The sequence below is a fragment of the Candidatus Koribacter versatilis Ellin345 genome, assembly GCF_000014005.1.
Taxonomy (GTDB): domain Bacteria; phylum Acidobacteriota; class Terriglobia; order Terriglobales; family Acidobacteriaceae; genus Korobacter; species Korobacter versatilis_A.
In genome coordinates this window covers 3,284,411-3,308,144 of sequence record NC_008009.1, presented here as the reverse complement: position 1 = coordinate 3,308,144, position 23,734 = coordinate 3,284,411, and the positions used below count along the sequence as shown (strand labels likewise).

At 57.7% G+C, this 23,734-nt stretch carries 20 protein-coding genes; 7 read left to right on the top strand and 13 right to left on the bottom strand.

Annotation, left to right across the window (positions count from 1 at the left end; genetic code table 11):
- Window positions 1–98: 98 nt before the first annotated feature.
- The 3 genes from aceE to lpdA are packed head-to-tail and all read left to right on the top strand — an operon-like array spanning window position 99 to window position 6,079.
- A complete protein-coding gene (aceE, locus tag ACID345_RS14405) occupies window positions 99–2,780 on the top strand; it encodes a pyruvate dehydrogenase (acetyl-transferring), homodimeric type (protein WP_011523594.1) in 2,682 nt (893 codons plus the stop codon).
- A gap of 12 nt (window positions 2,781–2,792) precedes the next feature.
- Window positions 2,793–4,640 (top strand): dihydrolipoyllysine-residue acetyltransferase, encoded by a 1,848-nt coding sequence (locus tag ACID345_RS14400; RefSeq protein ID WP_011523593.1) that lies wholly within the window; start codon window positions 2,793–2,795, stop codon window positions 4,638–4,640.
- A 14-nt stretch (window positions 4,641–4,654) separates the two neighbouring features.
- Complete coding sequence (gene lpdA / locus ACID345_RS14395; RefSeq protein ID WP_011523592.1) at window positions 4,655–6,079, top strand: dihydrolipoyl dehydrogenase; 1,425 nt, start codon at window positions 4,655–4,657, stop codon at window positions 6,077–6,079.
- Between the two features lie 346 nt (window positions 6,080–6,425).
- Here the strand turns inward: lpdA and ACID345_RS14390 are convergent, their stop codons facing one another.
- Genes ACID345_RS14390 through ACID345_RS14380 form a run of 3 tightly spaced genes read right to left on the bottom strand, consistent with a single transcriptional unit; the run spans window position 6,426 to window position 8,542 of the window.
- Window positions 6,426–7,322, bottom strand: coding sequence for a histone deacetylase family protein (locus ACID345_RS14390; protein ID WP_011523591.1), 897 nt, complete (start codon window positions 7,320–7,322; stop codon window positions 6,426–6,428).
- A gap of 4 nt (window positions 7,323–7,326) precedes the next feature.
- The gene (locus ACID345_RS14385) at window positions 7,327–7,734 is read right to left on the bottom strand and encodes a DUF695 domain-containing protein (protein WP_011523590.1); all 408 of its coding nucleotides are present in this window, start codon (window positions 7,732–7,734) and stop codon (window positions 7,327–7,329) included.
- 43 nt (window positions 7,735–7,777) lie between these two features.
- The gene (locus tag ACID345_RS14380) at window positions 7,778–8,542 is read right to left on the bottom strand and encodes a dienelactone hydrolase family protein (RefSeq protein WP_011523589.1); all 765 of its coding nucleotides are present in this window, start codon (window positions 8,540–8,542) and stop codon (window positions 7,778–7,780) included.
- 95 nt (window positions 8,543–8,637) lie between these two features.
- Here ACID345_RS14380 and msrB point away from each other — a divergent pair, with 95 nt between their 5' ends.
- Window positions 8,638–9,042 (top strand): peptide-methionine (R)-S-oxide reductase MsrB, encoded by a 405-nt coding sequence (msrB, locus tag ACID345_RS14375; RefSeq protein ID WP_011523588.1) that lies wholly within the window; start codon window positions 8,638–8,640, stop codon window positions 9,040–9,042.
- Complete coding sequence (locus tag ACID345_RS14370; protein ID WP_011523587.1) at window positions 9,042–9,695, top strand: pyridoxamine 5'-phosphate oxidase family protein; 654 nt, start codon at window positions 9,042–9,044, stop codon at window positions 9,693–9,695. Before msrB ends, ACID345_RS14370 begins: the two co-directional genes overlap by 1 nt.
- A gap of 299 nt (window positions 9,696–9,994) precedes the next feature.
- Here the strand turns inward: ACID345_RS14370 and ACID345_RS14365 are convergent, their stop codons facing one another.
- The 7 genes from ACID345_RS14365 to ACID345_RS14335 all read right to left on the bottom strand — a co-directional run bounded on the left by ACID345_RS14365 (window position 9,995) and on the right by ACID345_RS14335 (window position 16,714).
- Complete coding sequence (locus ACID345_RS14365; RefSeq protein ID WP_011523586.1) at window positions 9,995–10,249, bottom strand: glutaredoxin family protein; 255 nt, start codon at window positions 10,247–10,249, stop codon at window positions 9,995–9,997.
- Between the two features lie 128 nt (window positions 10,250–10,377).
- On the bottom strand, window positions 10,378–10,698 hold the full coding sequence (locus tag ACID345_RS25630) for a YqcC family protein (protein ID WP_011523585.1): 321 nt from the start codon (window positions 10,696–10,698) through the stop codon (window positions 10,378–10,380).
- 252 nt (window positions 10,699–10,950) lie between these two features.
- Window positions 10,951–12,342, bottom strand: a complete 1,392-nt coding sequence (locus ACID345_RS14355) for a sigma-54-dependent transcriptional regulator (protein WP_011523584.1) — start codon at window positions 12,340–12,342, stop codon at window positions 10,951–10,953.
- Entirely contained in the window at window positions 12,342–13,307 is a 966-nt protein-coding gene (locus ACID345_RS14350; RefSeq protein WP_011523583.1) for a sensor histidine kinase, read from the bottom strand. Before ACID345_RS14350 ends, ACID345_RS14355 begins: the two co-directional genes overlap by 1 nt.
- A gap of 439 nt (window positions 13,308–13,746) precedes the next feature.
- Window positions 13,747–14,916 (bottom strand): N-acetylglucosamine-6-phosphate deacetylase, encoded by a 1,170-nt coding sequence (nagA, locus tag ACID345_RS14345; RefSeq protein WP_011523582.1) that lies wholly within the window; start codon window positions 14,914–14,916, stop codon window positions 13,747–13,749.
- A 534-nt stretch (window positions 14,917–15,450) separates the two neighbouring features.
- The gene (locus ACID345_RS14340; protein WP_011523581.1) at window positions 15,451–16,050 is read right to left on the bottom strand and encodes a hypothetical protein; all 600 of its coding nucleotides are present in this window, start codon (window positions 16,048–16,050) and stop codon (window positions 15,451–15,453) included.
- Complete coding sequence (locus ACID345_RS14335; protein ID WP_083763758.1) at window positions 16,022–16,714, bottom strand: RHS repeat-associated core domain-containing protein; 693 nt, start codon at window positions 16,712–16,714, stop codon at window positions 16,022–16,024. The genes ACID345_RS14340 and ACID345_RS14335 overlap by 29 nt, the downstream gene beginning before the upstream one ends.
- Window positions 16,715–16,763: 49 nt before the next feature.
- Here ACID345_RS14335 and ACID345_RS14330 point away from each other — a divergent pair, with 49 nt between their 5' ends.
- The gene (locus ACID345_RS14330) at window positions 16,764–17,198 is read left to right on the top strand and encodes a hypothetical protein (RefSeq protein ID WP_041855734.1); all 435 of its coding nucleotides are present in this window, start codon (window positions 16,764–16,766) and stop codon (window positions 17,196–17,198) included.
- On the opposite strand, the gene ACID345_RS14325 is transcribed toward ACID345_RS14330, so the two are convergent.
- On the bottom strand, window positions 17,168–17,875 hold the full coding sequence (locus ACID345_RS14325) for a transposase (RefSeq protein WP_011523578.1): 708 nt from the start codon (window positions 17,873–17,875) through the stop codon (window positions 17,168–17,170). The genes ACID345_RS14330 and ACID345_RS14325 overlap by 31 nt on opposite strands.
- Window positions 17,876–18,297: 422 nt before the next feature.
- Between ACID345_RS14325 and ACID345_RS14320 the strand changes: the two genes are divergently transcribed.
- Entirely contained in the window at window positions 18,298–18,747 is a 450-nt protein-coding gene (locus ACID345_RS14320) for a hypothetical protein (RefSeq protein WP_041855733.1), read from the top strand.
- A gap of 688 nt (window positions 18,748–19,435) precedes the next feature.
- Here ACID345_RS14320 and ACID345_RS14315 read toward each other — a convergent pair.
- On the bottom strand, window positions 19,436–22,984 hold the full coding sequence (locus tag ACID345_RS14315; RefSeq protein WP_011523577.1) for a beta strand repeat-containing protein: 3,549 nt from the start codon (window positions 22,982–22,984) through the stop codon (window positions 19,436–19,438).
- Window positions 22,985–23,155: 171 nt separating this feature from the next.
- A complete protein-coding gene (locus ACID345_RS14310; protein ID WP_011523576.1) occupies window positions 23,156–23,602 on the bottom strand; it encodes a hypothetical protein in 447 nt (148 codons plus the stop codon).
- Between the last annotated feature and the right edge of the window lie 132 nt (window positions 23,603–23,734).

Sequence of the window (23,734 nt, the reverse complement as noted above, 5' to 3'; positions counted from 1 at the left end):
TTTGTGAATATCGATGTCCCTGTCACAACCCCCAGTAACACGGATCACTGAAAACGATTTAATATGTCATAAAGGAAAAATAGAAGGAATCGCTTCGGATGAATCCTGTTAATCTAGACACAATCGACATTAATTCCCTGGAAGTCTTAGAGAACCGTGAATGGCTTGAGTCGCTCGAATACGTCCTCCAAACCGGAGGCCCCGAGCGCGTAGGACGCCTGATTCAGCAGCTCCAGTTGCAATGCGAGCGCGCCGGCGTAAAACTCCCATTCACTGCCACCACTCCCTACGAAAACACCATCCCCGCCGACCGCCAGCCCCCGTTTCCCGGCAGCCAGGAAATGGAACGTCGCATTAAGAGCCTTATTCGCTGGAACGCTCTGGCCATGGTCATGCGCGCCAACAAGGTCGAAGAGGGAATCGGCGGCCACATCTCCACCTTCGCCTCCGCGGCCACGCTCTACGAAGTCGGCTTCAACCACTTCTTTCGCGCCGCTACTGAAGATGGCGATCGTGACATCGTCTATTTCCAGGGACACAGCGCCCCCGGCATCTACTCCCGCGCGTTCCTCGAAGGTCGTCTCCCGATCGAGAAGCTGGAGAACTTCCGCCGCGAACTTCATCCCGGCGGCGGCCTCTCGTCCTATCCGCACCCGTGGCTCATGCCCGACTTCTGGGAATTCCCCACGGTCTCCATGGGACTCGGTCCGATCACCGCGATCTACCAGGCTCGCTTCAACAAGTACCTCGAAAACCGCGGCCTCAAGACTGCGACCAGCGGCAAGATCTGGGCCTTCCTCGGTGACGGCGAAACCGATGAGCCCGAGTCGCTCGGTGCAATTTCTCTCGCTTCGCGGGAACGCCTCGACAACCTCATCTTCGTTATCAACTGCAACCTCCAGCGCCTCGACGGCCCCGTCCGCGGCAATTTCAAAATCATCCAGGAACTTGAAGCCAACTTCCGCGGCGCCGGATGGAACGTAATCAAAGTTATCTGGGGCAGCGATTGGGACAGCCTCATTGAGAAGGACACCGACGGTCTGCTCGTAAAGCGCATGGGCGAAATCACCGACGGCCAGTTCCAGAAGTACGCCGTCGAAACCGGACGCTACTTCCGCCAGAACTTCTTCGGCACCGACCCGCGCCTGCTCAAGATGGTCGAGCACCTCAGCGACGAGCAGCTCGAACACCTGCGCCTCGGCGGACACGACCCGATCAAAGTTCACGCCGCCTACAAAGAGGCCGTCGATCACAAGGGCTCGCCCACGGTCATTCTCGCCAAGACGATCAAGGGTTACGGCCTCGGCGAAAGTGGCGAGGGCAAGAACATCACCCACCAGCAGAAGAAGCTCAACGAAGAAGAGCTCAAAATCTTCCGCTCGCGCTTCGGCATCCCTGTCGCCGATGAAGATCTCGCGAAAGCCCCGTTCTATCGCCCCAGCGACGACTCGGCCGAAATCAAATACCTGCAGGAACGCCGCAAGCAACTCGGCGGATACATGCCGGCCCGCAAGGTCCGCGCCGCCGCGCTGCCCATCCCGAAGGAAGAGCTCTTTGAAGAGTTCTACAAGGGCACTGAAGGCCGCAAGGCATCGAGCACCATGGTCTTCGTTCGCATGCTCGGCAAACTGCTGCGCGATCCCGAATTCGGCAAGTACGTCGTGCCCATCGTTCCCGACGAAGCTCGAACCTTCGGTATGGAAGCGCTCTTCCGCCAGGTGGGTATCTACTCCAGCGTAGGCCAGCTCTACGAGCCTGTCGATATGGACACGCTCCTCTATTACAAGGAGTCTAAGGACGGCCAGATTCTCGAAGAGGGCATCACCGAGGCCGGTTCGATGTCTTCGTTCATCGCTGCGGGCAGTGCATATTCCACGCACGGCATCCCGACGATTCCGTTCTTCATTTACTACTCGATGTTCGGATTCCAGCGCATTGGCGATCTCGTATGGGCCGCCGCTGACACCCGCTGCCGCGGCTTCATGCTCGGCGGCACCGCCGGACGCACCACCCTTGCCGGCGAAGGTCTCCAGCACCAGGACGGCCACAGCCACCTGCTCGCTTACCCGGTTCCTACCTGCATGGCCTACGATCCCGCGTTCGCCTTTGAACTCGCGATCATCATTCAGGACGGCATCAAGCGCATGTATCACGACGGCGAAAGCATCTTCTACTACATCACCGTTATGAACGAGCCGGTCGAGAACCCCGCCATGCCCGAAGGTGTGCGCGAAGGTATTCTCCGCGGCATGTATCGCTTCAAGAAGTCGGAGCACAAGTCGAAGCTCAAGGCGAACCTCTTCGGCTCCGGCACCATCATGCAGGAAGTGATCAAGGCCGCCGAAATCCTCGAGTCCAAGTACGACATCGCGAGCGATATCTGGAGCATCACCAGCTACAAGGAACTCTACAAAGACGGCAATGACGTGGACCGCTGGAACATGCTGCACCCGGCGGAGAAGCCGCGCCAGACCTTCATCGGCGAGCAGTTGAAAGACGCCGAAGGCGTCTTTGTCGCTGCTTCCGACTATGTGAAGGCAATGCCGGAATCCATTTCGCAGTGGTTCCCGCGTCCGCTCCTCGCGCTCGGTACCGACGGCTTCGGCCGCAGCGAAGGCCGCGCATCGTTGCGCGACTTCTTCGAGGTCGATGCCAAGCACATCGTCGTCGGTACGCTCACCGCGCTCATGCGCGACGGCAAAGTGAAACCCGACGCGGTCAGCCGCGCTATCAAGGATCTCGGCGTCGATCCCAACAAGCCGAATCCGTTCACCGTTTAGAAAGGATCCTTCGTGGCACAGGAATTTAAACTCCCCGAACTGGGTGAGAATATTGCCAGCGGCGACCTGGTTCGTGTGATGGTGAAGCCCGGCGACACCGTCAAGGAAGGCCAGCCTGTGATCGAACTCGAGACGGACAAGGCCGTCATCGAAGTTCCTTCCACCGTCAGCGGCAAGGTACAGGAAGTCAAAGTCCAAAAAGGCCAGAAGCTGAAAGTCGGCGCCATCATCTTCACCTATGGCGACGGCGCGGCCGCCGCCCCGGTGCAGCCCGCGGCTCCTGCAAAGACCGAAGACAAACCCAAGGCCGAGCCTAAGGCTGAAGCACCCAAGCAAGCTGCGCCTTCTGCTGCAAAACCTGCCGCGAGCACCGGCACAAAACAAACGATCGAGTTCAAGCTTCCGGAACTAGGCGAGAACATAAAGCAAGGCCAGCTCGTCCGCATCATCGCTAAGCAAGGTGCGAGTGTCAGCGACGGCCAACCGATCCTCGAACTTGAAACCGACAAAGCTGTCATCGAAGTTCCCGCCACATTGACCGGCACCATCAAAGAAGTGCATGTGAAGGAAGGCGACAAGATCGGCGTTGGCCAAACGATCTTCACCGTCGAAACCACCGAGGGTAACACCCAGCCGCCACATCCACACACCAACACCGAGGGCAACACGCAACCGCCCACCGGCGGCGGCGCTTCCTCGAACACGGAAGGCAATACTCAGCCCCCGCATCCGCACTCCAACACCGAAGGCAATCCACAGCCGCCCACTGGCGGCGGTGGATCTTCTTCCGCGACCGCTGCTCGCGACTTCGAACTCAGCGGACAGCAACTTGCTCGCCTTCAGTTCGAACTCGCTCTGCGCAGCGAAGGCAAAACCGAACGCGAGGCGCATCCGCCCGACGTTCGTGATCTTGGCGTGCGGGTCTCTCTCACGCCACTGACGCCGGGCCGTCCCACTGTCGCCGCGTCGCCCACGGTACGCCGTCTCGCTCGCGAAATCGGCGTCGACATCGTGCAGGTGAAGGGAACCGGTCCCGGCGGACGCATCAGCGAAGGGGATGTAAAGCTCTTCGCAAAGCAACTGATCGTGCGCCTCCAGCACGAAGCCGCTACCGCGAAGGCCGCTCCCAAGGTCGTGCTCCCCGACTTCAGCAAGTGGGGCTCGATCGAGAAAGAGCAGATGCGCAGCATTCGGCGCAAAACTGCTGAGCGTCTCACGCAGGCCTGGACCACCATCCCGCACGTTACTCAGCACGACCGCGCTGATATCACCGAGCTCGAAAAGCTGCGCGAGAAGTTCGCGAAGCAAGCCGAAGCCGCGGGTGGCAAGCTCACAGTCACGGCCATCGCGCTCAAAGTCATTGCTGCCGCGATGAAGAAGTTCCCCAAGTTCAACGCGTCCATCGATATCGATCGCGAAGAAATTATCTATAAGAAGTACGTGCACATCGGCGTCGCCGTTGACACTGAAGCCGGACTCCTCGTTCCCGTACTTCGCAACGTGGACCAGAAAAACGTCTATCAGATCGCGGCCGAGATGAACGAACTCTCGAAGCGCGCGCGCGAACGCAAGCTCAAGCCGGAAGAGATGGAAGGTGGCACCTTCACCATCACCAACCTCGGTGGCATTGGCGGCACATCATTCACGCCGATCGTGAACCTCCCCGAGGTTGCCATCCTGGGCCTCTCGCGCGGACGCACTGAGCCCGTGTGGGTCAACGATCACTTCGAGCCCCGGACGATGCTCCCGCTCTCGCTCAGCTACGACCACCGCATCATTGATGGTGCCGACGCCGCCCGCTACCTTCGCTGGGTCGCTGACGCGCTCGAACAACCGGTGCTGCTGCTCCTGCAAGGTTGAGGAACCAGATCGAAATGGCCGACCAGAAAACTCCCAACATCGCTGTCATCGGTGGCGGCCCCGGCGGTTATGCCGCTGCGTTCCTCGCCGCCGACCTCGGCATGACCGTCACCCTCATCGACATGGAACTCAACCCCGGCGGCGTCTGCCTCTACCGCGGCTGCATCCCGTCGAAGGCGCTCCTCCATGTCGCCAAGTTGATCGAAGAAGCCAAGCACTCCACGAACTGGGGCGTCACCTACGACGCGCCGAAGATCGACCTCGAGCGCCTGCGCACCTTCAAGGAAGGCGTGGTCAAGAAGCTCACTGGCGGACTCGGCCAGCTCTCGAAGCAACGCAAGGTCACCTACATCCAGGGCAAAGCCACGCTCGTCGACTCCTGCACCGTCAAGGTCGAGAAGACCGCAGGCGGTGAAGAGACGCTGCACTTCGATAAGCTCATTCTCGCCACCGGCTCCCGCCCCGCGGTCATACCGGCGTTCAACATCGGCTCACCGCGCGTGATGGATTCCACTGGCGCGCTCAACCTCGAAGACATTCCCAAGCGCCTGCTGGTAGTCGGCGGCGGCTACATCGGGCTCGAACTCGGCTCCGTCTATGCGGCCATCGGCAGCAAGGTCAGCGTCGTGGAAATGACGGCTGGATTGCTTCCCGGTGCGGATCGCGATCTCGTTGCCCCGCTGCACAAGCGCCTCACTGGCATCTTCGAAGCCATCATGCTCAACACCACCGTCATCAGCATTGCCGACACTGGCAGTGCCGTGAAGGTGAAATTCAAAACGCAGGACGGCAAAGAAGAAGAGCAGACCTACGATCGCGTCCTCGTCTCCGTCGGGCGCAAGCCGAACTCGCAGATCCCCGGCCTCGACAAGACGCGCGTCAAGGTGAACCAGAAGGGCTTCCTCCAGGTGAACCCGTCGCTCATGACCGACGATCCATTCATCTACGCCATCGGCGACGTCGTCGGCGAACCGATGCTCGCGCACAAGGCCTCACACGAAGGTCTCGTCGCCGTCGAATCCATCGCCGGCCATAAAGTCGCCTTCGAACCGCAAGCCATTCCGGCTGTCGTTTTCACCGACCCAGAAATTGCGTGGGCCGGCCTCACCGAAACTCAGGCTCAAAACGAAGGCCGCGAAGTCACGGTCACGAAATTCCCCTGGGCTGCCAGCGGTCGAGCCGTCACCATCGACCGCACCGAGGGCCTCACCAAGCTCATCATCGACCCGCAAACTGAGCGCGTGTTAGGTGTCGGCATCTGTGGCCCGGGCGCTGGTGAAATGATCGCCGAAGGCGTGGTCGCCATCGAGATGGGTGCCCTAGCAGGCGACATCAAGCTCAGCATCCATCCGCATCCGACCTTGTCGGAGACGATCATGGAAGCGGCGGAAGTCTTCTACGGACAATCCACCCACATCTACCGTCCGAAGCGGAAATAGGTTTTAGGGAGGGGGTACCCCCTCCCCCCTATATTTTGTTTTCAGCAACTTAGGCTGTGGAAATCTCGTAAATATTACTTTCTAAAGGTACTTAGAGGTAAATATTTGAGCGCGTGAGAGTTAGCGCGCATTTCGGCGCTGCCTGCGGACAGGAGATTGCCACGTCGGGCTTCCGCGCTCCTCGCAATGACGAGGAAGCACTGACGGAAGTGCCAGCGGTGTCGCGGGCTGGCCGCGGAAGATTGTCAAAGACCAGAGCTATTTACCGGAAATACTCCACACTTGCAAAATATCTGGGTCGTGTCACGAAGTAAGTGATCTGCAACACAGCTCCGTGTGAAGTTCGTCACACGACAAAAACATCCGCTGCGGTGCGGAAAGTGTTGGCGTGGGCGGTGACGGTATGCTCGATGGGGAGCGAGTAGCCGCCGCCGAGCGTGATGACCAGCGGCACGCCGAAGCTGCGCGCGAAGGTGCACACGCGGCGGTCGCGCTCTTTTAAACCTGCGTGGGTCAATGCCAATCTCCCCAGCGAATCCGTCGCCAACCCATCCACGCCTGATTGATAGAACAAAATCTCGGGTTTGAAATCCGCCACCCGCGGCAACAACCCATCAACAACGTTCAAATACTCGTCATCGTGCGTTGCGTCTTCCAACTCGATGTCGATCTTGCTCACCTGCTTGCGAAACGGAAAATTCGCTCGGCTATGGACTGAGATCGTCAGTACCAACGCATCGTTCTGAAATATCTGCGCTGTGCCATCGCCCTGGTGCACGTCGAGATCGATCACGGCAGCGCGCTGAGCGAGGCCTTTGCTTCGCAGGTAGAGAATGGCGATGGCGATATCGTTGAAGACGCAATAGCCAGAGCCTTCGCTACGGAAGGCGTGATGCGTCCCACCTGCCAGCGTCCCACCGAATCCTGAGCTCAACGCATCCATCCCCGCACTCAACGTTCCGCCCACCGATCCGAGTGTCCGCTTCACCAACTCCGGCGACCACGGAAACCCAATCCTCCGCATCGCCTGCGCACTCAACTCCCCCTGAACAAATTGTTCAACGTAGGCAGCGTCATGCACGAGTGCAATCACCTCCGGCTTAGCCAGCGGTGCCGGGACAAACTCAAAGAGCGAATCGCGCTCCAACATCTCGCGCAGCAATTTGTATTTTGAAATCGGAAACCGGTGTCCCTCAGGCAAGGGAAGGGTGTAATGGTCGGTATAAAACAATCGGCGGGACACTGTTCTATTGGACGTCCTGACCGCCTGGAAAATCGAGGTAGTGCTTCCAGTCCGGATCATCTTCCACTTCGAGTTGGACGCCGTACTCCGCGAATCGGTCCATTAGGTTCGATGCGCATTGCTGGATCGATTTTGGATCGCTCACATAGAACATATAGTCGCGCACTCCCGTCTTGGTGGCTACGGCAACTAAAGTGAAGCTGTGTCCTTCCCCATTGATGATCTCTTCCTCCAGGTCCGAAAACATTTCCATCTCAGCGGCGGTCGGCAGCTTCTTCGGTCCAGAGATCCGGTAGTGGAACGTAATATACGCTACACGGCGGAATTCCTGGTCTGCAGGCGAAAATCGCGGACGAAGGTTCTTCCGGAAGAGCCAGACCTCTTCGGAGTGATCCGGTACGTACTGCAACAAAGTCCAATGATCCCTTGCGATATGTAACCCTCTGCTCGTTGAACTATTTGCCCTTCAAATTCTTCTCTAAAAACGCCGTCGTCCGTTTCCAAGCATCCTCGGCATCGGCCGCTCGATACCCATCCTTGTTATTCGGATTCTCAAACGCATGTCCCGCGTCGTCGTAAATCTTGATCTCCACGGTCTTCCCCTGCTTCTTCAACTCGTCGCCGAACGCCTTTACGCTGTCCACCGGAATCCCGCGGTCCTGCGCGCCGAAAAGTCCCAGCACCGCAGCGTTGATCTTCGCCAGATTGCTAGGTTCCACCATCAGATGCCCGTAATTAATCACCGAGGCCTTCAGCTTCGCGTCCGAGAGCGCGAGGTCGAGCGCATATCCGCCGCCCATACACCACCCAATGTCTCCTACGCGCGACGCATCCACATTCGGTTGCGACCGCAAAAACTCCGCCGCCGCCGTCAAATCTCGCGACGCCCGATCATTCGGTACGCCCCGCATCAACTCATGAGCTTCGTCGGAAGTCTTCGCCACGCCGCCGCGATACAGATCGATCGCCAGAGTCACATATCCCTGGTCCGCCAGCTTCGATGCCTGTTCCTTCACCCAATCATTCAACCCCCACCACTCATGAATGACGACAAGCGCGGGCAGCTTGCCCTTCGCGCCATCGGGCGCATACAGGATGGCTTTGACCGTGTCGTTGCCGCTCTTATAGGTAACTTCTTTGGGGGTCGCTGCAAAGGTTGCGCAACTCAGCAACAGCGCCGCAATCATGACCACGAGAGTCTTTTCAAGTACCACTTTCATCGATATCTCCAGGGCAACTTCTATCGTGTCCGATAGCTTACCCCTCCGCATAGAATAGTGACAAACCTGCGGATTCAAGTTCAGAAGGAGTTGACATGGCCGACAAGGTCAACAAGACATCCGAACAGTGGCGCGAACAGCTCACACCCGAGCAGTACCACGTCGCCCGCGAACGCGGCACCGAGCGCGCCTTCACCGGTAAATATTGGAACACTCACACCGACGGCACGTACAAGTGCATCTGCTGTGGCGAACCGCTGTTTTCTTCCGAAGCCAAATTTGATTCCGGCTGCGGATGGCCAAGCTTCTTCGTCCCGCTCGACCAGCAGAACGTCACCGAGCTCGAAGACCGCGGATTCGGCATGACACGCACCGAAGTCCGATGCTCTAAGTGCGACGCCCATCTCGGCCACGTCTTCGAAGACGGCCCCAAGCCTACGGGCCTGCGCTACTGCATCAACTCGGCTTCGATCGATCTCGACCCGAAAGAGAAGAAATAATGTCCTTGAACTCGGAGCGCACCACGGTGCGCCGCGAACCCCATCGTGGTGTGTACGACCGCGAGACCATCCACGCGATTCTCGACGCCGGCTTCGTCTGCCACATGGGCTTCGTTCACGACGGCCACCCCTTCGTTATCCCGACGAGCTACTGGCGTATTGATAACGATCTATATGTCCATGGCTCCTCCGCAAGCCGGATGCTGCGCAACCTAGCCGCCGGCCTCGAAGTCTGCGTGACGGTCACGCACATTGACGGTCTCGTGCTCGCGCGCTCCGCGTTCAATCACTCGGTCAACTATCGCTCTGTCGTCGTGCTGGGAAAGGGAACACCTCTCGAGACGGATGAAGAAAAGATCGCGGCGCTGCGCGCGTTTACGGAGCGTCTCGCCCCCGGTCGATGGAACGAGATCCGCTACCCGAATGCGCAGGAACTCAAAGCGACCAGCGTTCTCAAAGTCCCGCTCACCGAAGCCTCCGCGAAGGTTCGGCAAGGCCCACCCGAAGACGACGCCGATGATTACGCGCTGAGCTGCTGGGCGGGGGTGGTGCCATTCGAAACGGTGGTGGGGCCGGCGGAGCGGGATCCGAAGTTGCGGGAAGAGATCTCGGCGCCTCGTTATGTTGAGCAATACAGCGGGCCTCGACGTTGAGCGCGGGCAGGGGCTAAAGCCCAGTTCTTTTTTAGCCGTTTTCGGCACGACTGAAGTCGTGCCCTGATACAAGACCTGATACAAGTCCTGGTGCAAGTCCTGGTGCAAGGACACTGGTGCAGGACTTGTGCAAGGACTGGTGCAAGCCGGGATGCAAGACCCGATACAGAGCCAGCTCTCTGTAGCGTTGAAGAGTTGCCTGAAGCGAAAAGGCAAAAAAATTCCGGCGGACTTGGCAATCCGCCGGACAGGAGGTGCTATGCGTCCTCCGCTGTGCACGGAGCTTGTACAAAAACTCGTTACGAACTTACGCCGAGAAGCTCCGCCATCTCGTCGTACAAAAAACCATGTCCCGGACGATAAGGCTGTACCCACTTACCGTCGATGACGAACTGCGGGATCGCCCGCTTCCCAACATTGCGGATCAATTCCTCCGCCGCGCCAGGCGTCGTCTCTATGTTGACCTCCCGATAGGGGATCTTGTGTTTATCGAGAAACCGTTTGGCCACCCGGCAATCCGGGCACCACTGAGCTGAGTAGAGCGTCAAATTCATTCACTACGTTAGATGTGCTAAGAAGCATTTTGTCGCAGAAAAATCGATTTAACAAACGTAAAGTTCTTATGTACTTCATCAGCTTTTTTGTTGGAACATTTCACCATTTCGTAATGAATCGTCACGACTTAGGAGAACAGCGCGTCAAAGTCGCACAACCGTGTTACGAGTCCTGAGGCGTTTATGTCACCGTCGAACTCTCGAATTGCCTGGGTTCCCACGTCGCTGCTTTTTGGAAACTGCTGGCTCGTGATGGCCTCGCGCACCCTGGGCAAAAAGGCGAACTGCAGCCACTGCGCGTAGGTCATCGTGTCCATGGCAAACGCCTGCTGGAATCCGTACTGCTCCTCGCGAAGCGGCGCTTCCTGCCAATACCCGATGCGCTTCATCTCGGCTTCAATCTTGTCGACTGCTTCCGCGCATTCTTCTGCCAGCTTATGTTTGTTCATCTGTCATCCTTCTCGAAGATCTAAGCCCAAGAAGCTACCCCAATCCCTTTTTGAGCGCTATCCCAAAAGTGCCAAAAGCCTACACGACAAGAAAGGCGCATTCCCCAACGCGGTCGTCGAAGCTGACTACCACGTCGCCAACGCCAATCTCTGAGATGGGAAGGCCTCGATCGCACCTGTACAAAAGCTTCTTGCCGATAAGCAGTTCACCGAATTTGAATCGCGCCTCGAAGTACGCTTATCGGTCGCACGCTAGTGCTCTGCGGCTACTTCTTCTGGAATCCTCTTCAGTTTTCGCGCCAATGACGTTGGATGGATTCCCAGGATCCTCGCCGCGTGCGTCTTATTATTTCCCGTCGCGGTAAGCACCTCAAGAATGTACCGATCCTCCAACTCTTCGAGGGTGACAAACGGCGTGGTTAGCGATGAGATCTCCACCTCGCCGGACGATGTTTCCGGCGGGGCGTCGAACTCCCGAATCTCGTGCGGCAAGTCATCGAGCGAAATGTCACCGTGAGTCGCAAGGATCATCGTCCGTTCCATTACATTGCGCAATTCGCGGATGTTCCCGGGCCAGGTGTAGGCGCGCAGGCACTCGGCAGCCTCTGGCGTCATTCCAGTGAAGTTCTTTTTCAAGTCTTTGTTGAAGCGCTTCATCATGTCGAGCGCGATCGGCACAGTGTCTTCTTTGCGTTCGCGTAATGGCGGGATGAAGAGCGGCATTACGTTGAGACGGTAGAAGAGATCGTCGCGAAACTCTCCACGCGACACGGCATCCTTCAGAACTTTGTTTGTTGCCGCAATGATTCGCACATCGACCTGGATTGTCCGCGTTCCGCCCAGGCGCATGAAGTTGCCTTCCTCCAACACGCGCAGCAGCTTTGCCTGCACACTGAACGACATGTTCCCGATCTCATCCAGGAACAACGTTCCGGCGTGTGCTTTCTCCAGCAGGCCTTCTTTGCGCCGCCGCGCGTCGGTATACGCGCCAGGTTCGTAACCGAACAGCTCGCTCTCCAACAGCGTGTCCGGCAGCGCCGCGCAGTTCAGCGAGACCAGGGGTTGCTGCGCTCGTGGGCTGTAGTAATGGATTGTCTTCGCCATCACTTCTTTGCCCGTGCCGCTCTCGCCCTGAATCAGGATCGTAGTTTTGTCCGACTCCGCAGCTTTCTTGGCCTGCTCCAGCATCGCCGCCAGCGCGGCGTTTCGCGTCACCACTCTTCCGAAGTCGTAGCGCCCGCGCGCATCCTGAACGGAATCGCGCACCCGAACACGAAGCGCCAGAACCTCGCTTGCGCGCCCGATGGTGTTCACCATATCTGAGACGTGAAATGGCTTCGTCAGGTAGTCGTAGGCGCCGAGTTTCAGCGCTTCCACCGCGCGCTCCACGACGCGATAAGCGCTCATCATCACCACCACGATCGATGAATCCAGCCGCTTCAATTGGCGCAGCACTTCCACGCCGTCGATACCCGGCAGCACCACATCGAGCAGTGCGATGTCCGGATGCTCCCTCTGCGCGATCTCCACTGCCTGCTCGCCACTCTGGGCAAGGAAGATCTCGTAACCCTCAGCCTCCAGGGCGCGGCTGATCGTCTTCAGCGTCAGAGCTTCGTCGTCGCAGATGAGGATCGAGTAGGCCACTAGACTACGACCTCCTCGTCCTGCAACACTGGTCGTCCTTCCTGCCGGATTGGCAGCACGATACGAACAATCGTTCCACGATTCTGTTGGCTCTCCACGTGGATCGTCCCACTGTGGCTGCGCACGTAAGCCTGGCTGATGCTCAGCCCAAGTCCTGTCCCCTGGTTGCGCTTGGTGGTGAAGAATGGCTCGAAGACGTGCGGCAGAATGTCCGGAGGAATACCCGCGCCGGTGTCGCTCACTCGCAGCTCAATCAGTTCGTTGAACTTTACCTTCTCCGCCGATACCGTCACCGTCCCGCCGGGCGGCGTCGCCTGCGCCGCATTCAAAAGCAGGTTCATCAGCACCTGCGATATCTGGTTCGAATCTGCGGTAATTGGCGGCAGATCTGACGGCACACGGTTCTCGAGACGAATCGCACGAAACATCGGCTGGTGCGCAATAAACGCAACCGTCTCCGCCACCAGGCGATCGAGATGGATGCGGCCGAGCAATAGCGGTCCCGGCCGCGCGTAGTTCAACAGCCCGCGCACCGCCGACGAAATCCGCTTCGCGCCCTCAATGCATTGATCGATCTCTTCCTTTGTCGCCGCGTCTGCGGTTTTCTTCTCCCACTCGAGGTGCGACAGAATGCCGAGCAAGGGATTGTTGATTTCGTGCGCCGCTCCCAGCGCCAGTTGCGCCAACGCCGCGTACTTCTCGTAGTCGCCGAGCTGCGCTTCAAACTGGATTTTTTCCTTCGCCAACTCGCGCTCTTCCTCAAGCCGCCGCACCAGTTCTTGCTGCGCAAGATCGCGCTCGTGCTCACTGTGCTCGGCCAGTTCAAACGCCACTTGCATTTGCCGGAAAAGTTTGCGGTAGTGCACGCGCGCGATGAGGTAAAGCACCGCTCCGCCGGCAAGCCCTGCCGCCAGTCCAAGGAGCGTCGTTCCAAACAGCGAGGGAAGCGCTATGCCTCCTGCCACGGGCGTGATCATCCCTAGTGTGGCAACGCAGCACAACCCGCGCGAACGGCTTGCTCTAACTGCAATCATTCTGGGTAAACGTTAGAAGGAAAAGGGGTTCTCAGCAGTGATTGGGGTCACCGCAAGCTGTGCGCGATGCGGAATATCGCCACAAAAGGTAAAGGACTAGAGCTGTGCTCTAGTCCTCCCTATGGCTTGTACCCTCCCCCGAGTACTTGCCTTTGCACGAGGTGTCCCGGCCTCGTGTTGCCACTAAACTCTGTGGCTCGCTCGAATGCCCAGTACTAGTGCAATGGCCGTGCCAAACTCGAAAGGGTAGTTTTATCGCTGTGAAATCAGCAACTTACAAACGAATTGTCAACGGCAAGACGTGTCCACTTTTGTCGCACTGACAAATTCCGTCAACCCTCAATGACGAAAAATGGCAAAGAGGAAAACCCTAGATCCCAATACCACCGATGATCGTATTTCGGATTTCGCCAGCGGCGTTCATCACCAGGATGTCGGCGTCGGCGCCGGCTTTTAAAACGCCTTTGCTGTTTTCCACGCCGAGCACGCGGGCGGGATTGTAGGTCGCGAGGCGTACTGAATTCTGCAGCGTCCAACCGGCGAAGTCCATCACGTTGCGCACGGCGCGATCGAGTGTGAGAACACTGCCGGCAAGTTTGCCTTGCGAGATGCACTGCCCGTCCTTCACTTCCACTTCGATATTGCCAAGGTGATACGTACCATCGGGCATGCCGGTCGCACTGGTTGCATCGGTGATGAGCACTGCGCCCTCCACACCCTTCGCGCGCAGGAACAACTTCACTACCGTGGGATCCACGTGAATGCCATCGACGATGATGTCGGCGGTGACGCATTGCTGGGTGAGGATGGCGCCGAGTAGGCCGGCGTCGCGGTGCTGGAGTGGGCGCATGGCGTTGAAGGTGTGCGTCGCGTGATGTCCGCCGGCGCTGATGCCGCGCTTGGCTTCGCAGAGATCGGCGTTGGAATGACCGAGGCTCACCACTACGCCGCGCTTGCGTGCTTCGTGAATCAACTCGATGGCGCCTGGTAATTCCGGTGCGATGGTCAGCACTTTCACGCGGCCGATGGCGGCTTGCCACATCTCGTGAAAGAGCTTGATGGACGGCGCTTGCAGATGGTTCGGCGGATGCACGCCGCGTCGCGACTCGGCGAGGAAGGGGCCTTCGAGGTGCACGCCGAGGGGGCGCGCGCGTCCGTTGTTGGCGGGACCGTGCGAAGCCATGCGCTCGATGAAGTGCCCGATTTTATTGAGTGAAACGAGGGTCACGTCGGTTGCTGCCGTAACCGTGGTTGGGCAGTAGCTGGTGACGCCGTGCTTCGCGATGAGAAGTTCGACGGCTTCGAGTGCGGCATCGTCGCCTTCCATCACGTCGTGCCCGGCACCGCCGTGGATGTGAAGATCAATGAATCCGGGAGTGAGGATTGCGTCGCCCAGATCGATGGTGCGGCAGGCGCGGGGGACCTCGATGCAATCGCGATTGCCGACTTCCAGAATGCAGCCGTCTTCGAAGATGAGGATGCCGTTATGAATGCGATCGAGCGGCGTCAGGATCTCGCGAGCGAGGAGGGCAGTCTTCATGGTTTTGATTGTAGAGGATGATTTTCAGGGAGTCGCCGTAGGAAGTTAACGGGAAGAAACGAGGAAAACTTACGGCAAAACCCGAAGTTAGAAAGTGGTAAACAACTTTTTCCAAGTGCTTATTCCGCGGGTATTTACGGAGAGGCGCTCTGAAAGGGGGTTAAAAAAAGCCGGTTTGGGACCGTGATTTTTTTCCTGGAAGGCCACAAAACGTGACCCTGGAGCCAGAAAAGTGTTCAAGTCGGCGAATTTACCGCAAAGGTGGTACATGCGGACTGACAAGATTTTGTTTGCTAATCGGTAAACAGGCTAATCCACGTGCGCAGCGTCGGTGGTGAGGAGAAACTGGCGAGCGTTGCCACGCTGGGTGACATGGTGCGGTATGCCGACGGCGATCACACGAGGGAGACGGGCCATGGCATCAGGCTATCGAATGGGCGGCTTGGGTGCCGATACCACGAAGATTGTATTCGCCGGTGCAGTGCCTAAAAGGGGATTATTCCGTCTGTCCTCGAAACTCCGTTCAAACTCCGTTCAGTAACGAAGTGACGATTCCATTTCGTCAAGGCCAAACACCCGGGCGCTGAGCTTCGAGCAAAACATCCAGAGCAAAGTCACAAGAACGGCGTATGCGCCGCTCATGTAGTTGCGTGCTTGCGGATCGACTACGAGATTAAGGGTCAGCGACGCGACGATACAGAGTATGAGAAGCCCGATCACAAATGCTAGCTTGCGATTGCAGTGAAGTGTGTGACTAGGGAGATAGAAGATCGTGGCGTAGATGAAGGCCCAAGTGAAAGGCGCCGATTCGTGAAATGCACCGTAGACGAAAGACATCATTGCAAGAACATGTACGGTTTCGCAGCAAAACTCCAACTTTGTTGCTTCTCTGAAATTTAGGACTAATCGGGCTGTTCCGATGAGGACGTACACCGCCAAGAGCAGTGCAGGTGAGATGCTGCTCGTTCGCGACAATTTGGCCCACGCGTAAAACGCCATCCATAATGTGGCAAGCGAAATAATTCGCAGAAGTGAGTAAACAGATTTTGGCTCCGTTTCTTCTGACATTCCGCATTCCATCCAAAATTCCAGCAGAGCGCTGGAGCTATTTTTCAACGAGAGCGCCTTCATCAATTACATGCTCAATGGAGAAGTGCTCTATGGTGGTCCCGGCCGCCTTAAGAAAACTTTTCTCGGCAACCTCATGAACAAAATGGGCCGCAGAGGGAATTGCAGCAACAACTGTTCCGACATATCGCAGTAATCCATCGGTTCGGATTTTGTCCGCGATTTGATCGTACACGCGCGAAGCTCCACCGAGCGCCTTCTCGGCATCGTTCTGGGTAACCGAATGCTGGTCCCCTGGTTCGCCCTGCAGTGCTCGGGAAAAACCAATCGTGCCATCCTTTTGCACATTGTAAATCGCATTCGTGATCGTCTCGTTCGTTGAGATCACTTTACCATTCGCATCCGTTGTCGTGGTGACGTGTTTAACATAGAGCGTGATCTGATTTCCGCTTCGCTGTGTGTCGTACGTGTCCTCTTCTTCGGTGGTGCATGAAGCACCGGTCGCAGCATCACATTCCTTCGTAGTCTGAACTGGTTTGTCTCCTGCTGGCGCCGACTTGGGATCCTGATGCCCATCCGGATCGATTCCGGTTATTGGATTGTTCGCGACGTAGCCGTATAGGTTCAGCGATTGGGGTAGCGCCGGTTTCGCGTATGGAATCGGCACCGGTGTGGCTGCCCAATCCGGCGTCATGAACCTTCCCATCGCCGACTCGTAATACCGCGCCAAAGTAGTCGTTGCCGGTTTCGGTGTCGCGTTCTTTGCCGGTGAAGAGGTAATGGTTGGTGTCGGACCCGCTCTGCCAGTGGAGTTCGCCGTAGGGGGCGTAGTCGTACTGCTTGTAGATGTTGCCCTGGATGTCGGTAAGGACAGACGCGGAGCCGAGGTGGTCGCCGAAGTAATACTTCACCGTTCCGCTGGGAAGATCGCGGCGGGCGAGCACTTTGCCGAGGAAGTAGATGTATTCGGCGGTGGGAGTGCCGGAGTTGTCGGTCTCGACCAGCGCATGGCCGGCGCCGCCGCCCCAGTAGGTTTCGCCGCTGGACTTCTGGACACGCTCGCCGTCGCCATCGTAGGTGTAGGTAACGCCCGCGGCGGTGGTGATGCGGTTCTCGGAGTCGTAGGTGTAGGTGTGGCCGTCGCCGGAGGGGGAAAATCGGGGACAGACGAAATAATCACTAATTATTCGGGGGAGATCAAGGATTCTTCATGATCCGCTGGAACTTCTTTCGCCGGGCGTCCGCGCTTGCGTGGGGTGAGTTGACGGTGGATCGCCTGCTCTAGTTGTTCGACGAAGGCCGGTTCTCCGAGCGGTCGGCCGCTGTAGGTGCGGCGGCGGATCTCGATGCGCTCGCCTTCGGTTTCACCCGCGCTCAGATACTCGCGCCACGCGGACGGCGTCCACCACGAGTCCCAAGTCTCCATTTCGAGCCAACCTGGCCGAAGGGTGGAACCACAATGGGCTCCCGCACTCGACCAAGACCATGTTTCGGCGCTTAATACCAATCCGGCGCGGACGGGGTTGAGTTCGGTGTAGCGGAGGGCACGCCAGAGGTGTTCGCGATCGAGGGGACAAGAGAAGAAGCGGCCCTGCCAGACGTGTCCGCTGGACTGGTGACTGGCGTTCCAGAATGCGGCGTAGCGTCCGTGGGCTTGCTTGAGCGCGAGGGCGAGCGAGTCGGCATGGTGAGGAATGACGACGAGGTGAACGTGGTTCGACATCAGGCAGTAACCGAGGACCGCGAGGCCTCGGAGTTCTGCCGATTGCCGCAGCAGCGCGAGGTAGATGGTGCGTTCTGCGTCGGTTGTGAGGAGGAACTGTCGGGCGTTGCCGCGCTGGGTTACATGGTGCGGGACGCCGACGGCAACGACACGAGGCAAGCGGGCCATGTCTGTGAAACTAGCAAGCAGTGCCGTTGCGGGCGCATCCCACAAAGAGCGAATTCGTCATGATGAAGCGAAAATGGGAATTATTTCGTCTGTCCCCGATTTTCCCCGATTTTCCGTCCCGATTTTCCCGATTTTCGCCCCGATTTTCGCCCAACAAGTTTGTTGATTCCGCTACCTGTAATACCAATTGCTATCTGTGCAAGGTGTTCGACAGGTCACAACAGATGAATCAAGCGATGGGTAATCAGACGGGCGGATACATAGAAAACGAGTTACAGTTATATCAGGTAACAGGCTCTTCAAGTCCAGGCTGGGCTCATGTGCAAGCATCGTTTCAAGGTGACTCGAACTGCGGAAAATGTTTCGAATGCTATGCAGGAAAGGGTCTTCCAACGCCATGAATTTCAGGAGTAAGGAACACCATGAAGATTGTCCTGAAGTATCTTGCTGGAACAGTCTTGTGTCTGATTCTGATCATTTGGGCAAATGCGATACTTGACTCGCATTATGAGATGCCGAGACTGTTTGCGGAAGCGCGACAGACCAATAACGCCGTCCCGTTGATTTCAGCCATGGCAGCTGCACATAAGTGGATAGAGTACGTCATCGCGCCATTAACCGGATGCGTCATTGGTTTGTACGCTGCACTAGTTCAAAAGAGGCATGCAAACATATTAGCGATCGCGATTCTACTTCCATTTTCGCTCTATGCGCTCGCCACTGAATCATTGAGAAGCCTTGGAATCGAGAGCGTCTTAGGGTTCCTCGGAGCGAACTTAGTTCAATTTGTCTTGGCGGCTTTCGTAGCGTCAGCGCTGAGACGAGTCCTCGATTCAAGGAATGGTGACGTGTTTCGAAGTCAGCAGGCCTAGAACCGAGTTTCGGAGTTTGGAGTTTCGGGGACTGTCCCCGAAACTCCGAAACTGTCCCCAGCGGTGTTCCGCAGACGCGGCAGATGACGGCCGAGCGGTCGCCGCAGGTTAGCGGGTCGTGGACTTCTTCGGCGCAGTGGGCGCAGTAGAAGAGGGCGGGGTGGGTTCTTGCGGGTTGGGGTGTCGGGCATGAGGACGATACGCAGGGGCTGACGCCCAGATTCTATTGTAGGCGGGTTTGACATGACTGAAGTCGTGCCCTTTTCAAAGGTTTTGAAGTCGTCCTCACGAGATTTCCAGCCGGGCTTCGGTACCCGCGCGTGGCGACGGAAGCTTATCGCGCGGCGATGTTCTGGACTTCGGGGTAGAACTTATCGAGGCAATCGGGGCAGACGCCGTGACTGAACTTGGCGTCGGTTTGGGCTGCGCTGTAGCTTTCGACTTCCTGCCAGGAAAAAACCGGGGACAGACCGGACGTTTACCATATTTTGTCCTACGAACTCAAGGACTCCGCCTTATATCACAGAGCGATGTTCGTGGGATGCGAGACATCCGGTCTGTCCCCGAGTTTTCCGCCGAGAGCATCCTTGCTCTTATTGGCACACGATGTGACTGGGAACACGCATTGATGTGGGTCTATCCACTTCTCGAAAACCGCGAGAAGTGGGACACCCGAAGCACTCTGGCTCTACGGGCTGGTTATATAGCTGTAAACGGTGTGCTGATAGTGGCCGCCGATCAACGAGTACAGCGTCACGTAGACCGTGCTGCCGTCCGTCGGCAATCCATTGACGGTGGAAGCCAATCCCAGGTGCGCATTCACGTAGCGGAGATCGCTGGCCCCTGGTGTCGTCCCAATGTACAGGCTGTATTGGCTTACTCCGGTTCCGGCGGTCCACTGAAACGCTGCTGACCCTCCGGAGATCGTGGATCCATCGGTTGGAACGGTCATGGTCGCTGGAGCGCCGACGCCACCGGCTACGTACTTATACAAGTTGGATTGATATGTTCCGCTGATCAGCGAGTAGAGCTTCGTATACACTAGGCCGCCAGTCTGGGGAATGCTAACGCTCGCGCTCGTACCGGTTCGAGCGTTGACAAACGCGATGTCGTTGCCTCCAGGGGTGGTCCCGACGTAGAGACTGTACTGCGTCACGCCGGAACCAGGATTCCACGTGAAGAGCGTTGAGGCCGGCAGCGTCGACCCGTCGGTGGGTGTTGCCATGGTCGCGGCAGTTGGGATGCCGGAAGCGGAATATTGATACCGGGTGCCCGACCAGCCGCTCTTCAAATAAGAGTAGAGCGTTAGGTATACGGTTCCACCGCCGGTGGGCAAGTTGTTTACATCTGTCGAGAGTGACGAGCCCGCGTAGACATATCCGAGATCGTGCGCTCCGGGCGTGCTGCCGATGTACAAGCTATAGGCCGTAGCACTCGCCCCCGCCGTCCAAGTGAACGTCGTCGATGCGCCCGGAAGCGTGGTGCCCGGCGTCGGGTTCAGCATGATCGCGGTCGGCGAGGCCACGGTGGTTGGATCGTTCGCGGTCCCGCCGCTTGCGCTCCCCCCGGCAACCGTCGCCGAATTCGTGATCGAGTTGCTTCCGACAGGCGCGTTCGAGCCGACGCTCACCGTCAGCGTAACCGGATCGCTTGCGTTGTACGCCAGCGGCGTGCTGCGCGTGCAGGTAAGCGTCCCGGAGTCGCAACTCCAGCCGGTGTCGACATTCGTACCGGCCATGGAGACGACGCTGAGCCCGCTGGGCAGAGTGTCAGTGAGGATCAGCGATGAATCGGTGGGTCCAGGACCATGGTTCGTGACATTGATTGTGTAGGTATCGTTGGTGTCTCCAAGCACGAAAACATCAGGCACATGGTTGATGCTGATACCGACTGACGGCGCGTTCTGGGTAAACGTGAGGCAGCGCTGGCCAATGCTGCCGGTGCTCCCATCGGCGGTGTTATCAAGTGCGAAGAACGACCAGTAGCCGTTGGGATCGAAACCCGCGAACTCTGCGTGGAGAGTCCCGGAACCCTGGACCGCGGCGTAAACGGGTGCGGGGGCAGGCGATGGGAAACTCAGAGTGACGCCCGCGCTGGGTTGATAGGTACCTCCGGAAAGCGTGCCAGGCGGGAAGCGTGTAGCGGCGGTGTCTGCAATCACAAAGTTCTGATCAGTGACACCTCCGGCACCCACGCCAGACCAGAACACGAGATCTGCGTTTCCAGGAGAGGCAAGCATCATCGCCAGTTCGTTCACGTTGCTGTGAGTGACGTGGTTGATCGACACCGACACAGACTGCGTAGTGCCCGCCAGATTGCTCACTAAAATGCGCGACGGATACTCCAGTGGCTGTGCACTTGAAGCAGTAATGTCAATCTCACCGTTGTTGCAGAAGGTGTTGGCCGACGGATGGGTAGTGGGCTGGTCCACCTGGAGACTTGCGTTGCCCGTGCTCGGGCTGTACGAACCGAGCGAAGCCTCGGCTGAGTAGTTGTACAGACCTTCCGTAGCGGGACTGGTGGTGATCGCGGCATTGCCGTTGGAATCGGTTGTGCCGGAGCCAATCGGGGCCGCAATTCCGGACTGATAGAACGTAACGGTGGCGCCGGCGAGCGGTGATCCGCTGGCAGTGACGTTTGCGGTCAGCGTCACCGGATTGCCAAGCGTCGCAGACAAGGGAGATGGGGAAAGTGCGGTGGCGGTCGCTTGATTGCTGCTGGTAGCAAAGCTCAGGCAATAGCCGCCTACAGTTACTGTGTCGCCGCTCTGATCCGAGAGATACAAGCTCCATTGTTGATCGGTCGATCCGGCCGCGTTGAGGTTTTCGCTTCCGAAGGTGCTCAGGAAAGTCGCCGAACCGAAGGAATAAGGCGCGTTGACTCCGCTTGCCGGCGCTGGAGCGGGAAACGAAACTGCCGGTGCGTAGTACGTCGGCAGATACGTGGTACCAGAGTCTGGTGCGGTGGCGTTCGCTGCCGCGTCGAGGAACGCCGTGCCGACGTCGCTCAACTTCATCGTGAGACTGCTCGGGGCTGTGCTTCCGCCCGCATTTGCGGTCGATACAAACGCCTTTCCATCCGGCGCTACAAGCATTGCCTTCAAGTTGCCGACGCCGCCATTGGACGTGACGTCGTTCAAAGTCAGCGTCATCTCGTCCATCGTTCCAGTAAGGCCGCTCACAAAAACGTGTTGCGGGTACGGGACGGTCAGGCCCGCACTGCTGATGGCGATTGTTCCGCTATTGCAGAAGGCTTGGCCGTTGACCGTCGTGTGATTGTTTACGAATTGCGACACTGAGCCGCTGCTGGAGGAATACCCTGAGGCTGGGTTATACGTCGCCTGGATGGTATGGGAGCCCTCGGAGCCGAAGGAAGTGGTGCAAGTGGCACTTCCGCTGGAAAGCGCATCTGACCCGCACCCTGAGATCGTACTGCCGTTATCGGTGAACGTTACAGTACCGCTGGTAACAGGAGAGCCGGCACTCAAGACGGTGGCGGTGAACGTCACCGACGATCCCGTAAAGGAAGGATTGTTGCTGGAGCTGATGGCGGTCGTCGTGCTCGAAGCGACAGGTACGGAAATCAAAAGCGACACGCTACCAAGCGAGCCGGCGTTCGTGCTGTCAATACTGTTTTCAGGCCAAACCTGCGCGTAAACCTTCCACGTGCCGCTCGCAATTCTGCCGCCAAAGACTGAATTGAGTGTATGCGTAGAGTCCGCACAAGTCGGCGATGAGATTCCTGAACCGGCGAAAGTGGGACACGCCGGTGGCGAATTACTAACCAGTTCCTGATTTACGAAGGGCTTGTACGTAGCGTTGTTCGAGCAAGCCGAAGGGGAGGCCGCCGGGATTCCGTTCGGTGGATCCCCGCTCGCGGAGTCGGCAAGCGTCAAGGTGTTGGTAAAACTCTGAAGATCGAAATTCGCATCGTCGCAGTTGCCTCCGAAGAACACCAGGTCGGTGCCGTCTGGCCCGACCAGCATGATCTCAAGGGGATACGTGAGGCTGTTCTGCCAATACCAGTCGTTCAGCTTCACCTGCAATCCGGCGACGGTAGCGCCCCCAAGGTTCACCGAGATCGTCTGCGGAAACGGAGTGCCCGGCTGCGCCGTCGTGGTCGAGAGCGAAGTCGCCGGCAGAGAAATCGACGACGACGTAAAGGTTTGCGCGAGTGCTGTGGTGCCGGTGAAGAAGCAGAGAAGTGCGACAACGGGCAGCAACGGGCGAAACCGCATGATATCCCCTTCGTGCGTCGAGAGAGTTCGGTTGTTGATGGGAGCAGGTACTTAGGGCCGTTTACGGGGTGGTGAATTCAGAGTACCGGATATTCGGGAGAATGCGTACCAGCATCTACGTGGCGGGGTAAGGTGAAATTCGGGAAATCGGGGACAGACGAAGCACTGGCCCTATTTCCCATGGGGCGGGACGTTTGATTTGAGTGACTCGATTTCCGAGTCGGTCAGTTTGTCAGTTCCGACTTGAAGAGCGTAGATTCCTTGCTCACTGCGCCAGATCGCATCATCACCGAACGCCTGCTCACCCGGTTCTTGGATTGCGCTCCCACGATAGCCCTGTAGGTAAATTTCGATGTACTGCCGCTTTTCATCGACATAGATGTAGTCGAGATCGGCGGTATCTTTGAGCACTTTCTGTTTGCTAAAGAATGAGAACCGAAGCCCGATAACCGCCGCCTCTCGGTTGCGAAGGAAGTCGTAAAAACCCACTTCTTTCTCCAGCAGTCCATATGGCCTGCGTTCGAGTTCTACCGGGCTCGTCGTTTCTGCTACGCGAAAAGAGATTGACGGACGAGCTCCCAAAATTACGAACATTGTTTGATCACTCGAGTGGGGCATCGTTCTACCTCCCCGTTCTTCAGCACAGTTCAGTTTGAGAACGCGTGGATTGCGTACAAGTAGTACCCAATAAAACCGAATGCCGCGAGGTAATAGAGCGCGAGCGCCGTCCAATATTGTTTTGGGTCTCTG

Coding starts and splice junctions, on each gene's coding strand:
- aceE (WP_011523594.1), top strand. CDS start 99: ATGAATCCTGTTAATCTAGACACAATCGACATTAATTCCCTGGAAGTC.
- lpdA (WP_011523592.1), top strand. CDS start 4,655: ATGGCCGACCAGAAAACTCCCAACATCGCTGTCATCGGTGGCGGCCCC.
- ACID345_RS14380 (WP_011523589.1), bottom strand. CDS start 8,542: ATGAAAGTGGTACTTGAAAAGACTCTCGTGGTCATGATTGCGGCGCTG.
- msrB (WP_011523588.1), top strand. CDS start 8,638: ATGGCCGACAAGGTCAACAAGACATCCGAACAGTGGCGCGAACAGCTC.
- ACID345_RS14370 (WP_011523587.1), top strand. CDS start 9,042: ATGTCCTTGAACTCGGAGCGCACCACGGTGCGCCGCGAACCCCATCGT.
- ACID345_RS14365 (WP_011523586.1), bottom strand. CDS start 10,249: ATGAATTTGACGCTCTACTCAGCTCAGTGGTGCCCGGATTGCCGGGTG.
- ACID345_RS25630 (WP_011523585.1), bottom strand. CDS start 10,698: ATGAACAAACATAAGCTGGCAGAAGAATGCGCGGAAGCAGTCGACAAG.
- nagA (WP_011523582.1), bottom strand. CDS start 14,916: ATGAAGACTGCCCTCCTCGCTCGCGAGATCCTGACGCCGCTCGATCGC.
- ACID345_RS14330 (WP_041855734.1), top strand. CDS start 16,764: ATGGTTGGTGTCGGACCCGCTCTGCCAGTGGAGTTCGCCGTAGGGGGC.
- ACID345_RS14325 (WP_011523578.1), bottom strand. CDS start 17,875: ATGGCCCGCTTGCCTCGTGTCGTTGCCGTCGGCGTCCCGCACCATGTA.
- ACID345_RS14320 (WP_041855733.1), top strand. CDS start 18,298: ATGAAGATTGTCCTGAAGTATCTTGCTGGAACAGTCTTGTGTCTGATT.
- ACID345_RS14315 (WP_011523577.1), bottom strand. CDS start 22,984: ATGCGGTTTCGCCCGTTGCTGCCCGTTGTCGCACTTCTCTGCTTCTTC.
- ACID345_RS14310 (WP_011523576.1), bottom strand. CDS start 23,602: ATGCCCCACTCGAGTGATCAAACAATGTTCGTAATTTTGGGAGCTCGT.